The organism is Phreatobacter sp. (assembly GCF_052440005.1).
Classification (GTDB): domain Bacteria; phylum Pseudomonadota; class Alphaproteobacteria; order Rhizobiales; family Phreatobacteraceae; genus Phreatobacter.
Genome location: NZ_JBQVQL010000015.1, coordinates 20,321 through 32,854, shown reverse-complemented (window position 1 = coordinate 32,854; position 12,534 = coordinate 20,321). Strand labels below are relative to the sequence as shown.

Annotated in this window: 15 protein-coding genes; 1 reads left to right on the top strand and 14 read right to left on the bottom strand. The window is 68.4% G+C overall.

What is annotated here, in order from left to right; translation table 11 throughout:
- Positions 1-28: 28 nt before the first annotated feature.
- The 12 genes from trpA to ACT6XY_RS05905 all read right to left on the bottom strand — a co-directional run bounded on the left by trpA (position 29) and on the right by ACT6XY_RS05905 (position 9,203).
- Positions 29-865: a tryptophan synthase subunit alpha gene (gene trpA, locus ACT6XY_RS05960; protein ID WP_444747418.1), complete on the bottom strand. Its 837-nt coding sequence runs from the start codon at positions 863-865 to the stop codon at positions 29-31.
- The gene (trpB, locus tag ACT6XY_RS05955) at positions 862-2,079 is read right to left on the bottom strand and encodes a tryptophan synthase subunit beta (RefSeq protein ID WP_444747417.1); all 1,218 of its coding nucleotides are present in this window, start codon (positions 2,077-2,079) and stop codon (positions 862-864) included. Before trpB ends, trpA begins: the two co-directional genes overlap by 4 nt.
- Positions 2,076-2,741 (bottom strand): phosphoribosylanthranilate isomerase, encoded by a 666-nt coding sequence (locus ACT6XY_RS05950; RefSeq protein WP_444747416.1) that lies wholly within the window; start codon positions 2,739-2,741, stop codon positions 2,076-2,078. Before ACT6XY_RS05950 ends, trpB begins: the two co-directional genes overlap by 4 nt.
- Before the next feature lie 9 nt (positions 2,742-2,750).
- Positions 2,751-3,710, bottom strand: coding sequence for an ornithine cyclodeaminase family protein (locus ACT6XY_RS05945; RefSeq protein ID WP_444747415.1), 960 nt, complete (start codon positions 3,708-3,710; stop codon positions 2,751-2,753).
- Positions 3,711-3,719: 9 nt separating this feature from the next.
- Positions 3,720-4,079 (bottom strand): LapA family protein, encoded by a 360-nt coding sequence (locus tag ACT6XY_RS05940; RefSeq protein ID WP_444747414.1) that lies wholly within the window; start codon positions 4,077-4,079, stop codon positions 3,720-3,722.
- A 2-nt stretch (positions 4,080-4,081) separates the two neighbouring features.
- The gene (locus ACT6XY_RS05935; RefSeq protein ID WP_444747413.1) at positions 4,082-4,366 is read right to left on the bottom strand and encodes an integration host factor subunit beta; all 285 of its coding nucleotides are present in this window, start codon (positions 4,364-4,366) and stop codon (positions 4,082-4,084) included.
- 49 nt (positions 4,367-4,415) lie between these two features.
- Positions 4,416-5,387: a signal peptide peptidase SppA gene (gene sppA, locus ACT6XY_RS05930; protein WP_444747412.1), complete on the bottom strand. Its 972-nt coding sequence runs from the start codon at positions 5,385-5,387 to the stop codon at positions 4,416-4,418.
- Between the two features lie 140 nt (positions 5,388-5,527).
- Positions 5,528-5,857, bottom strand: coding sequence for a hypothetical protein (locus ACT6XY_RS05925; RefSeq protein WP_444747411.1), 330 nt, complete (start codon positions 5,855-5,857; stop codon positions 5,528-5,530).
- An 80-nt stretch (positions 5,858-5,937) separates the two neighbouring features.
- Positions 5,938-6,672, bottom strand: a complete 735-nt coding sequence (gene pyrF / locus ACT6XY_RS05920; protein WP_444747410.1) for an orotidine-5'-phosphate decarboxylase — start codon at positions 6,670-6,672, stop codon at positions 5,938-5,940.
- Complete coding sequence (locus tag ACT6XY_RS05915) at positions 6,672-7,247, bottom strand: NADPH-dependent FMN reductase (RefSeq protein ID WP_444747409.1); 576 nt, start codon at positions 7,245-7,247, stop codon at positions 6,672-6,674. Before ACT6XY_RS05915 ends, pyrF begins: the two co-directional genes overlap by 1 nt.
- A gap of 61 nt (positions 7,248-7,308) precedes the next feature.
- Positions 7,309-8,379, bottom strand: a complete 1,071-nt coding sequence (locus tag ACT6XY_RS05910) for a lysylphosphatidylglycerol synthase transmembrane domain-containing protein (RefSeq protein WP_444747408.1) — start codon at positions 8,377-8,379, stop codon at positions 7,309-7,311.
- A gap of 179 nt (positions 8,380-8,558) precedes the next feature.
- Positions 8,559-9,203 carry an MBL fold metallo-hydrolase gene (locus ACT6XY_RS05905; protein ID WP_444747407.1) on the bottom strand — a complete coding sequence of 215 codons (645 nt, stop codon included), beginning with the start codon at positions 9,201-9,203 and terminating at the stop codon, positions 8,559-8,561.
- Positions 9,204-9,525: 322 nt separating this feature from the next.
- On the opposite strand from ACT6XY_RS05905, the gene ACT6XY_RS05900 reads away from it, so the two are divergent.
- Positions 9,526-10,035, top strand: coding sequence for a transglycosylase SLT domain-containing protein (locus tag ACT6XY_RS05900; RefSeq protein ID WP_444747406.1), 510 nt, complete (start codon positions 9,526-9,528; stop codon positions 10,033-10,035).
- A 108-nt stretch (positions 10,036-10,143) separates the two neighbouring features.
- Here ACT6XY_RS05900 and rpsA read toward each other — a convergent pair whose 3' ends face one another.
- Together rpsA and ACT6XY_RS05890 are read right to left on the bottom strand one after the other, a co-directional pair.
- On the bottom strand, positions 10,144-11,850 hold the full coding sequence (gene rpsA / locus ACT6XY_RS05895; protein WP_444747405.1) for a 30S ribosomal protein S1: 1,707 nt from the start codon (positions 11,848-11,850) through the stop codon (positions 10,144-10,146).
- Between the two features lie 369 nt (positions 11,851-12,219).
- Complete coding sequence (locus tag ACT6XY_RS05890; RefSeq protein ID WP_444747404.1) at positions 12,220-12,474, bottom strand: hypothetical protein; 255 nt, start codon at positions 12,472-12,474, stop codon at positions 12,220-12,222.
- Positions 12,475-12,534: the final 60 nt, after the last annotated feature.

Genomic DNA, 12,534 nt, shown 5'->3' with positions numbered 1-12,534 from the left:
TCGAGGCTATGGGCGTGAAAGGCGGCGCTTATTCGGCAGCCTTGCGGGCGTGTCGCACGCCGGAGGCGATCGAGCCGACGAGGCCGGTGACTGCGGCGACCGTGCCGGCGGTCGCCTTGCCCTCGGCGTCGAGCGAGCCCTTCAGCGCCTCCACCAGCGCCGAACCGACGACGACGGCGTCGGCGCCGCGGGCCACGGCGCTCGCATGGTCGGCGTTCTTCACGCCGAAGCCGACGGCGACCGGCAGGTCCGTGTGCCGCTTGATCCGAGCGACCGCTTCCGCGGTCCGGCCGAAGTCGGGCGTCGCGGCGCCGGTGATCCCGGTGATCGAGACGTAGTAGACGAAGCCCGAGGTGTTGCCGAGCACCGTCGGCAGACGCTTGTCGTCGGTGGTCGGCGTCGCGAGGCGGATGAAGTTGAGGCCCGCCTTGAGCGCGGGAATGCAGAGCTCGGCATCCTCCTCCGGCGGCAGGTCGACGACGATCAGCCCGTCGACCCCGGCGGCCTTGGCATCGGCGAGGAAGCGCTCGACGCCGTAGATGTAGATCGGGTTGAAATAGCCCATCAGGACGATCGGCGTCGCGGCATCGCCCTGGCGGAACCAAGCGATGTCCTCGAGGGTCTTCTTCAGCGTCTGCCCGCCGGCGAGCGAGCGAAGCCCGGCCGCCTGGATGGAGGGACCGTCGGCCATCGGGTCGGTGAAGGGCATGCCGAACTCGATGACGTCGGCGCCCGCGCCCGGCAGGGCCTTCAGGATGGCCCGCGCCGTCTCGCGGTCGGGGTCGCCCGCCATGACATAGGTGACGAGGCCGGCGCGGCCTTCGCGCGCGAGGTCGGCGAAGCGGGTGTCGAGGCGGGTGGTCACAGCTTGGTCCCCAGGATTTCGGCGACCTGGGGCACGTCCTTGTCGCCGCGGCCGGAGAGGTTCATGATCATGATGTGGTCCTTCGGCTTGGTCGGGGCGAGTTCCGCGACCTTCGCCATGGCATGGGCGCATTCCAGCGCCGGAATGATGCCCTCCACCTTCGACATCAGCTGGAAGGCCTCCAGCGCCTCGTCGTCGGTGGCGGAGAGATAGGTGACGCGGCCGATGTCGTTCAGCCAGGAATGCTCGGGACCGATGCCGGGATAGTCGAGGCCGGCGGAGATCGAGTGGCCCTCCTGGATCTGCCCGTCATCGTCCATGAGCAGATAGGTGCGGTTGCCGTGCAGGACGCCCGGCTTGCCGCCGGAGATCGAGGCGGCGTGCAGCTTGTCGAGGCCGTGGCCGGCCGCCTCCACGCCGTAGATCTCGACGGAGGGGTCGTCGAGGAAGGGGTGGAACAGGCCGATGGCGTTGGAGCCGCCGCCGACGCAGGCGATGAGGCTGTCGGGCAGGCGCCCCTCCTGCGCCAGCATCTGCTCGCGGGTCTCCTCGCCGATCACCGACTGGAAGTCGCGGACCATGGCCGGATAGGGATGGGGACCTGCGACGGTGCCGATGCAGTAGAAGGTCGTCTCGACGTTGGTCACCCAGTCGCGCAGCGCCTCGTTCATGGCGTCCTTCAGCGTCTTGGCGCCGGACTGCACGGGAACGACGGTGGCCCCCAGCATCTTCATGCGGAAGACGTTCGGCGCCTGACGGGCGACGTCCACCGCGCCCATGTAGACGATGCATTCGAGGCCGAAGCGGGCGCAGAGCGTCGCTGTGGCGACGCCGTGCTGCCCGGCGCCGGTCTCGGCGATGATGCGATTCTTGCCCATGCGGCGCGCGAGCAGGATCTGGCCGAGGACGTTGTTCACCTTGTGGGAGCCGGTGTGGTTCAGCTCCTCGCGCTTCAGGTAGATCTTGCAGCCGCCGAAATGCTCCGTCAGCCGCTCGGCGAAATAGAGCGGCGAGGGACGGCCGATGAAGTGGGTCCGGTGGCCCTCCATCTCCGCCACGTAGGCGGGATCGTTGCGCGCCTCGCGATAGGCGGCTTCCAGCTCGAGGATGTTGGGCATCAGCGTCTCGGCGACGAAGCGGCCGCCATAGATGCCGAAACGGCCGTTCTCGTCCGGTCCTGACCGGAACGAATTGGGCTTCAGCGGAGCGTTCATTCCCGTTCTCCTTCGCCCTGCGCAGAGCGGGCGGCGGCCACGAAGGCCCTGATCCTGTCCGGGTCCTTGCGGCCCGGCGCGCTTTCCACGCCCGAAGATACGTCGACGCCGGACAATCGGGTCAGCCGGACGGCCTCGGCCACATTGCCGGGATGAAGGCCACCGGAAAGCATGACAGGGCGGCCGGGGTCAAGGCCGGCCACCAGCCGCCAGTCGAATGTCAGCCCGTTACCGCCGGGCAGGGCGTCCGCCGTCTTCGGCGGCTTGGCGTCGACGAGCAGCAGGTCGCTGACCGCGGCATAGGCGGCGAGGCCGGCGAGGTCGGACGCCTCGGAGACGCCCACCGCCTTCATGACGGAAAGGGAAAAGCCCGCGCGCACGGCAGCCACCCGCTCAGGCGTTTCCTCGCCGTGCAGCTGCAGCACGTCCGGCGAGAGGCCCGCGACGATCGTCTCGAGATCCTCGTCCGTGGCATCCACGGTCAGCGCCACGACGCGCGCGCGGCCCGCGGCGCGGTCGGCGAGGGAGCGTGCCGCCGTGATCGACAGGTGGCGCGGGCTCTTGGGAAAGAAGACGAGGCCGATCATGTCGGCGCCGGCCGAGACGGCGGCGTCGATGGCGTCCGGCGTCGTGATGCCGCAGATCTTGACCAGAAGGGACATGGCCCTGTCTTAGACGGGCAGCGACCGCCACACCAGCATGGCGGCGGCGAGATCTTCCAGCGCCGTGCCGACCGACTTGAACAGCGTGATCTCCTCCGCCGAGCCGCGGCCGGGGTGGACGCCGCGGGCGAGGTCGAAGAGGTCGGCCTTCACGTCGCTCTCGGCGATGACGCCGCGCTTGATCGGATCGACGATGTCGCCGGCTTCCTTCAGGCCGCCCGTGCGGGTGTCGACGAAGAGGCTCGCGCGGCGAACCGCCGCATCGTCCGCCTCGCGCATGGCGGGCGTGTAGCCGCCGACGAGGTCGAGATGGGCGCCGGGCTTCAGCCAGTCGCCGGAGACGATAGGGTCGGAGGAGATGGTGGCGCAGGTGACGATGTCGGCCTCCTCGACCGCCGCCTGCAGATCGCCGGCGACCGCGATGCTGACGCCCGGCACGGTACGGCCGAGACCCTCGGCGAGGGCATTGGCCTTTTCGCGCGAGCGGTTCCACAGCGTGACGTGGCGGATCGGCCGGATCGCGGCATGGGCGCGGATCAGGTGGGGAGCGAGGGCACCGGCCCCCACCATGACCATGTGCGAGGCGTCGGGCCGGGACAGGTAGCGAGAGGCCAGCGCGCTGGCACAGGCGGTTCGCCAGACCGTCAGCATGGTGCCGTCGAGGATGGCGAGAGGCGCCCCGGTCTCGCCGTTGCAGAGCACGTAGCTGCCGTAGATGGACGGCAGACTGCGGGCGCCGTTGCCGGGATAGACGGAGACGAGCTTGGTGCCGACGAAGGCGCCGTCACCCGGCGGCGTCCAGGCCGGCATCAGCAGCAGCATGGCCTCGGGCACGCCCGGCAGCTGCGGGATCGGATGGTGATGGCGCAGTGGCACCGTGATGTCCGACCGGAAGGCATCGGCCAAAGCGTTGACGAGCGCCGGATAGGACAGGGCGGCGGCGATTTCGGCGGCGGATATGATGCGCATGGAGGGATGTCAGGCGGCCGGACGGTTCAGGAAGGCGACGGCCCCGCTCTGCGATGGTTCGCGGCGGGCAAGGTCTGCCCTGAGCCTGTCGGCATCGTTCCGCGCGGCGGCGAGCTCGCTCTCGGCGGCGCGGCAGCGCTTGCGGTAGCGACCCTGCTTCCACCAGACGGCGAAGCCGCCGATGGCCACGCCGATGATCATCGACAGGATCACGACGGCGAAGAGCGGCACGGAGAAGGCGAAGGACGAGGTTCCACGCGCGAAGGGGTCGAGGGACAGCGTGACCGGCGCACGGTTGGCGACGGCGAGGATCACCGCGATCACGACCACGGGGGCGAGGAAAAGCCAGTTGACGATGCGGCGCAGCATGGTCAGGCGCCCTTGTTCAGACGCTCACGCATCTCCTTGCCGGTCTTGAAGAACGGCACGACCTTGTCCTCGACCTCGACATGCTCGCCAGTGCGCGGATTGCGGCCGACGCGGGCGCTGCGCGCCTTCACCGAGAAGGCGCCGAAGCCGCGCAGCTCCACCCGATCGCCGCGGGAAAGCGCCCCGACGATCTCGTCGAGGATAGCGTTGACGATGTTCTCGACGTCGCGCTGGTAGAGCTGGGGGTTCTGCTCTGCAATCTTCTGCACAAGTTCGGACTTGATCATGGTGCCCGCACCCCCGAGGAGCGCTCCCGATTGAATTTTGCGAAATCTGTCATGGGGTTGGAGGCTGCCAGAGAGCCAGCAGGCCGTCAAGCGAGGAGCGCTCGATCTGGGTCGCCAGCGCCGAGCTGCGGATGCGCCCGGCCCAGTCGGCGAGGCCGGCCGCCTCCGCGAGGTTGCCCGACAGGCTGCGCAGCCAGGAAAGGTTCGTTTCGCTCGCCGGCCGATGCAGCTGCACGCGCATGGTCGCCGGGACGCCCTTCGTCGCGAGCCAGGCGCGCGCCTCCTGCTCACCGCCGATCTCGTCGATGAGCCTGAGGTCGCGGGCCCGGCGCCCGACGAACACGCGGCCGTCGGCGACCGTGCGGAGCTGCTCGTCGGTGAGGCCGCGGCGCTCCTTCACGATGCGCTGGAACCAGTCGTAGCTGTCGGTGATGATCTCCCTCAGGGCGGCGAGGGCCTCCGGGCTGGTCGGTTCGACGCCGCTCGGCATGGCCTTCAGCGGCGAGGAGCGGATCGCCTCGACCCTCACGCCCAGCGTATCGAGTAGCCTCACCACGTTGGGAAACTGCGCGACGACGCCGATCGAGCCGGCGATGGAGGTCTCGCGCGTGACGATGTGGTCCGTGCCGATGGCGGCGATGTAGCCGCCGGATGCGGCGGTTCCCTCCACCACGGCCACCGTGGGCTTGGCCGCGGCGACCTTGCGGATGGCGGTGTAGAGCGCCTCGGAGCCGGCCACCGTGCCGCCGGGGGAATCGATGGTGACGATCACCGCCCGGACGTTGCGGTTGCGGCCCAGCGCCTCGATGGTGCGCACGAGATTGGCGTTCTGGGTGATGACGCCCTTCACCTCGACACGGGCGACGTGCTCCAGCGGGACAGTCCAGCCGAAGCGCTGCGCACCGGCGAGCCCCGCCACGGCGAGGGCGACGACCACGGCGAAGACGCTGAGCACGCGCCAGAACGTCACCTTGCGGCGGAGAAGGCGGCGGTCCAGCACGGCGTCGGTCTCGAGCGGCATGTCGCGAGGCTCCCTGTTGCAACCGGTCAGCCCTGGGGGCGGGGTTCAGGTAGCCCCGCCCATGCTGGAGCGCAAGCGAGAGATGGCAGGAAGGATGTCTGCGACGGGCCCGGTGGCGCGGCGGAGCGGCCGCGCCGGACTCAGCGGGTGCGGGTGCGCTGGCGCGCGCGGCTGCCCGGGCGCTGGCGATACAGCATGAAGCCGCTTACCAGCGCGACGCCGACGCCGACGACGATGATGGTCGGATAGAGCGCGGCCATGGCGACGATGTAGCTCAGCGGCTCGCTGTCATAGTCGAAATCGAGGGCGGGCCGGCTGCGTCCGCCGAAGGCGAAGACGCCGTCGAGCCAGGCGGTGCGGAGCTGCACGAAGCTGTAGAGGGCGAGAACAATGCCGCCGCCGACGCCGAAGAGCGCCGTGAGGAGAGCCGCAAGAGGTCCGAGACGACGGGTTTCGTCAGGCCGGTTCATCGACATCGCCTTTCATCTGGGCTCCCGCGAACGGGCACGGGAGGCTCGGTTGAACGCGCACTGCCACGCTATATGTGACGCTAAACGTTAACACGCAATGACCGCAGTGCCCCATCGATGGCATTCACGATTTCGCGTGCGGCGGCGGCCGGATCGGCGGCCGCCGTGATGGGGCGTCCGACCACCAGCCGGTCGGCCCCGCCGCGGATCGCATCCTCGGGCGTGACGACTCGCTTCTGGTCGCCGCCGTCGGCACCGGCGGGACGGATTCCCGGCGTCACGAGCTCCACCTTCGCGGGGATGCCGATGGCCCTGAGGTTGGTGGTCTCCTGGGCCGAGCAGACGATGCCGTCGATGCCGATGGCGGCCGCCTGCTGCGCCTTCTGCGGGACGAGGGTCGCGACCGTGCCGGCATAGCCCGCCTCGGCGCAATCGACGTCGTTCCACGAGGTGAGGATGGTCACCGCCAGGATCTTCAGGCCGGAGCCGCCTCGCCCCTGCACCGCCGCGCGCATGGTCTGCGGGTAGGCGTGGACGGTGAGGTAATGCGCGCCCGTGCGCGCGATGGCCTCGACACCCTCGCGCACGGTGTTGTCGATGTCGTGCAGCTTGAGGTCGAAGAAGATCGTCTTGCCGGAGGCGGCGAGTTCGCGCCCGAAGCCGATGCCGTCGGAATAGCCGAGGCGATAGCCGATCTTGTAGTGCGTCACCGTGTCGCCGAGCAGCGAGACGAGCCGCTCGGCCTCCCCGAGGCTCGGCAGGTCGAGCGCGACGAAGAGCTTGTCGCGGGGATCGGCGGACGGGGAATACGACATCACACGAGGCTCCGGGCTTTGGCGACGAGCGAGTCACAGCACGCCTTCAGCATGCCGCGGGTCCGCTCGTCCTTCAGGGTGCCGTCCTCGTTGAAGGCCTGGTGGGCGCTCGCGACGGCGCAGCTTTCGGGAATGACGAGGGCGCCGCAGCCGATCTCCAGCACCTGCCGCGTCGCCATCTGCGAGCGGAAGCCGCCATAGCCCCCGGGCGAAGCCGAACCGAGGGCGAAGACGCGGCCGTGATAGGCGGCGAGCGGCTTCTCGCCCGCCTCCTTCACCCGGCTCACCCAGTCGATGGCGTTCTTCAGGAGCGGCGTGACCCCGGCATTGTATTCCGGCCCGGCGATGAAGATGCCCTGATGGGCGCAGAACTGCCGCTTCAGCTTCAGGGCCGCTTCGGGAATGCCGTCCGAGGCCTCGAGGTCCCCGTCATAGAGCGGCAGCGGATAGTCGGCGAGGGAGATCAGTGACACGTCCGCGTCCAGCCGGCCAAGCTCGGAGGCGGCGGCCGCGGCGAGGCGGGTGTTGAAGGACCCCGACCGGATGGAGCCCGAGAAGACGAGGATGCGGACCATGGCGAGGCTCCCGAGTTGGGTCGCCCCGGCTTCTAGCGGCCGTCGCCGGCGGCGTAAACGGCTATTCGGCCGGGCGCGCCTTGGCCGCCTTGGCGGCCTCCTGGCTGGCTTCCGCCTGGCGGATGACGGCCATGCTCTCCTTCAGGTGGTCGAGGGAGTTGTGGCCGCTCGCCAGCTCGCGGATCGCGATGATCAGCAGCGCCAGAATGAAGGGGACGATGAAGTAGTAGAGGCGGAACAGGATGAAGGCGGCGACCACCGCCTCGGCGGTGAAGCCGAGCGGCGGCAGGGCCACCAGCAGCGTCGCCTCGAAGGCGCCCGCCGCGCCCGGCGCGTGGGTGGCGAACCCCAGCAGCATGGCGGAGCAGAAGATCACCGCCACCGCGACGAAGGGCGCCGGCGGCGCGTTGGGCATGGCCATCAGCAGCACGTAGAGGATCATCGCCGTGCAGGAGAGGTCGACGATGCCGATGACCATCTGCAGGCCGGTCAGCTTGGCGCTCGGCAGCTTGACCACCCAGGCACCCGAGCCGAACTGGCGCGGCACCGACACGAAGATCAGCCAGCCCACCAGGGCCGCCAAAACCACCACGCCGACGATGCGCACCGTGCCGCCGCCGATGCCGAAGGGCTCCACCACCGGCGTCACCACCCAGGGCTCCAGAACGAAGCCGAGACCGAGCACGGTGGCGTTGCCGAGCCAGAACGTTAGGCCGGCGATGAAGCAGATCTTCACCACCTGCGGGCCGGTGATCTTGTAGCGGGAATAGACGAGATAACGCACCACGGCAGCGGTGAAGACGGTGGCGCCGAGGTTGTGGGCGATGGAATAGCTGGTGAAGGACCCGATGGCGCAGGCGGGATAGGGGATGTCCTCGCGGCCGATCGTGCGTGTGGCGAAATAATCGTAGACGGTCAGCGTCGCATAGGCGGCGGCGGCGAAGAAGCCGGCGAGCAGGAGGGTCCCGGGTCCGATCTGGCCGATCGCCTCCCAGACCTTGGACCAGTCGATCACCCGGAGCTTCGTGAAGAGAACGTAGCCGGCGGTCGCCAGCATCGCCACCGCGACCACGAGCAGGATCTTCTTGAAGCCGATCCGGTCGCGCAGGAATTCAACGATGTTCTTGATCAAGAGCGCTCTCGCCACGCGTTCCGGCGCGAAGTCTCCGCGCCCATCATCAGCCACCTAGCAGAGGCCGTGTATCCGGAATATGTCGCCGGACATCGGGAGAAACCCTTAACGGCCGTCTCGCGACGCCACCCGTTCCCCGATGTAGTGGCAGGCGGCCCAATGTCCAGCGGCAGATTGTCCTACTGCAGGAACGGATTGGTTTTCCGCTCGCGCTCCAGCGTCGTCGCCGGGCCGTGGCCAGGCAGCACGGTGAAGTCGTCGCCGAGCGGCAGGATCTTCTCCTTGATGCCGCGGATGAGCAGGTCGTGGTCGCCGCCCGGCAGGTCCGTGCGCCCCACCGAGCCCTGGAAGACCGTGTCGCCGACCAGTGCGAACTCCGACGGCGCGTGGACGAAGACGACATGGCCCGGCGCATGGCCAGGCACGTGCAACACGTCGAAGGTCAGGCCGCCGACCGTCACGGTGTCGCCCTCCTTCAACCAGCGGGTCGGCGTCACCGGTCGCACGCCGGGCAGGCCGAAGCGCTGCGCCTGGGCGGTGAGGTTCGCCAGGAGCGGCGCGTCGTCCTCGTGCGAGCCCTCGATCGGGATCGACAGCAGCTCGGCGAGTTCGGCGGCCCCGCCGGCATGATCGATGTGGCCGTGAGTCAGGAGGATCTTCTCCGGCGTCACCTTGAGGTCGGCGATCGCGCCCTGGATGCGCGGCAGGTCCCCGCCGGGGTCGACGATGGCCGCCTTCATCGTGTCGGCGTCCCAGACGATCGAACAGTTCTGCTCGAACGGCGTGACCGGAACGATCGCAACCTTCAACGTCGCCATGGGCATCTCCTGTCCAGCCCCACCGATTAGCGGCGGCGGGCCGCAGCCGCAACCCGTTCCAGCGAGCTGACAGACTCTGAAATACAAGTTTATTGCGCCGCAGCAATCTGGTGTTTATAAGCGCCCTGCCAACGCTCATCCCACGGATATGCACGCTTCGCCGTCACATGTTGACGCATTCGGTGCGGGATGAGGTTCCGATAGTCGTTGCCTGTTGCATCAGGACGGCTGATCTTACTTAGGACAACAAAAAACCATGATTGAAACAAGCGCGAAAGCGTTTCGCATCCCCGTTCGCTATGCAGCCGTTGCTGGCGTGATGTCGCTGTTGCTTTCAGCTCCCGCCCTCGCCAATGACGTCGACCGCGCGAATGCGAGCTGGGCCACGCTCTATGCCAGCGGGCAGGTTTCGCAGCCGGTGGCCGGCAGTGCCGCAGCTCCCGCTGCGGACGCGGCCCCCGCCGTGGCCTCGGAGATGACCTCCATCCGCCGCCGCATCACCGAGGTCGCCGCCCGTCACGGCGTGCCGGCGGGCCTCGCTCTCGCCGTGGCGCGGATCGAGAGCAACATGCGCTGCCAGGCCCGCGGACGGGCAGGGGAGCTCGGCCCGCTGCAGATCAAGCCGGCCACCGCCCGGGGCCTCGGCTACAGCGGACCGGCCTCGGCGCTGAACTCCTGCGGCGCCGGCCTCGAATGGGGCATGCGGCACCTCGCGGTCGCCTACAAGCGCTGCGGCTCGGTGGCAGGGGCTGCCGCCCTGCACAACCGGGGCCTCGCCTCTGCCTGCTCCCGCACCTCCTATTCCCACCGCGTCACGCGGCTGATGGCGAGCCTCTGAAGCCTCGTTCCTCATCCCCTTGCGCAAACGAAAACGGCCGCCCGGATCGGGCGGCCGTTCTCATGTCGGGGCCGTGAAGACCGGCGGGTGTCCCGCCGGCCGTCAGGCTTACTTCTTGTCGCCGGTGCGCGCCTTGAGGGCGGCGCCCAGGATGTCGCCGAGCGAAGCGCCCGAGTCGGCCGAGCCGAACTGGGCCATGGCTTCCTTCTCCTCGGCCACTTCCAGCGCCTTGATCGACACCTGGACCTTGCGGGCCTTGCGGTCGAACATGGTGACGCGGGCGTCGAGCTTCTCGCCGGGGGCGAAACGCTCCGGGCGCTGGTCGGCACGGTCGCGCGCCAGCTCGTTGCGCTTCACGAAGGCCGTCAGGTCGGTGCCGACGAGCTTCACGTCGATGCCGCCTTCCTTCACCTCGACGACCTCGCAGGTGACGATCTGACCCTTGCGGATCTCGCCGGCGTCGGCGAAGGGATCGCCGCCGACCTGCTTCAGGCCGAGCGAGATGCGCTCCTTCTCCACGTCGACGTCGAGGACCTGGGCGCGGATGATGTCGCCCTTCTTGAACTCCTCGATGACCTGCTCGCCCGGACGGTTCCAGTCGAGGTCGGAGAGGTGGACCATGCCGTCCACGTCGCCCTCGAGACCCAGGAACAGACCGAACTCGGTCTTGTTCTTGACCTCGCCCTCGACGACGGCGCCGATCGGGTACTTCTCGATGAAGGCCTCCCACGGGTTCTGCAGGGTCTGCTTGAGACCCAGCGAGATGCGCCGCTTGGAGCTGTCGACCTCGAGCACCGAAACCTCGACCTCCTGGGAGGTGGAGACGATCTTGCCCGGATGGACGTTCTTCTTGGTCCAGCTCATCTCGGAGACGTGGATGAGGCCCTCGATGCCCGGCTCCAGCTCCACGAAGGCGCCGTAGTCGGTGATGTTGGTGACGCGGCCCTTGAACTTGGCGTTGATCGGGTACTTGGCCTCGATGCCCTGCCACGGATCGTCCAGGAGCTGCTTCATGCCCAGCGAGATGCGGTGCGTCTCGTGGTTGATCTTGACGATCTTGACCTTCACGGTCTGGCCGATCGTCAGCACCTCGGACGGATGGTTGACGCGGCGCCAGGCGATGTCGGTGACGTGCAGCAGGCCGTCGATGCCGCCGAGGTCCACGAAGGCGCCGTAGTCGGTGATGTTCTTCACCACGCCGTCGATGACCTGACCCTCTTCGAGGTTCTGCACGAGCTCGTGACGCTGCTCGGCGCGGGTCTCTTCGAGAACCGTGCGGCGGGACACGACGATGTTGCCGCGGCGACGGTCCATCTTCAGAATCTGGAACGGCTGCGGCGAGTTCATCAGCGGGCCGACGTCGCGGATCGGGCGGATGTCGACCTGGCTGCGCGGCAGGAAGGCCACGGCGCCGTCAAGATCGACGGTGTAGCCACCCTTGACGGTGTTGAAGATCGTGCCGGTGACCTTCTCGTTGGCGTTGAACGCCTTCTCGAGCTTGACCCAGCTTTCCTCGCGGCGCGCCTTGTCGCGCGAGATGACGGCTTCACCCAGGGCGTTCTCGATGCGCTCGAGATAGACCTCGACGACGTCGCCGATCTTGATGTCGCCTTCGCGGCCGGGGCCGGTGAATTCCTTCAGGGCGACGCGGCCCTCGGTCTTCAGGCCCACGTCGATGATGGCGAGATCCTTCTCGATCCCGACGACGGTTCCCTTCACCACGGAACCTTCGTTCATCTCGGTCGTACCGAAGCTCTCGGTCAGGAGCGCGGCGAAATCGTCGCGGGAGGGGTTCATGCTGTTGGCGCTTGCCATACGTTGTTCGTCCTTGGTCAGCCCGTTGATGCGCCGGGGTTAAAGATGGCCGCCGGTTCCACATGGACCGGACGAGGGGCTTGAAATCGCGTCCGGACGCGGCCGAAGACGGCTCGCGGGCGCAACCCAGGCGGAAGGCGGCTTGGATGTGTTATCAGGCCGATCGCGCCGGAGCCGGCAGCGGACCCCGTCCTGAGGCGGCGGCCCGTCGGGGGCCACGGCGAGGACGCGAGGCGGGCGGGGACGCTTGGCGTCCGGCCCGGGCGGAGGTCATCCGCCACACGATGCCGGCAGGTCCGACCTGGAGCCGATCTGCCGAATGTGGGGGCAATACAGGAAATGGCACCGCGCGACAAGCGCCGCGGCGCCTCAGCTCCGCTTGCGGTCGAAGGTGAAGCGGTGGGAGCGCTTCAGTTCCAGCACCAGGGCGACGAACTGCGCAGCCGACAGGATCTCCTCCTTGCCCGAGGGGTAGGAGACGAAGAACCGCGACTTGTCGGGATACATCAGAACACGCGCCTCGATCCGCGGCTCGGCTCCCGTGCCCGGTTCGGGGATGGCGATGACGTCGCCCCATCTCACGCGGCGCTGTTCAGGAGGGGCGGCGACCAGATCCAGTCCCATCTCGGGATCCGGATGGTCGGGCACCGGCTGGTCTGAGTGCGGTGGGCGAGTCATGTCCTG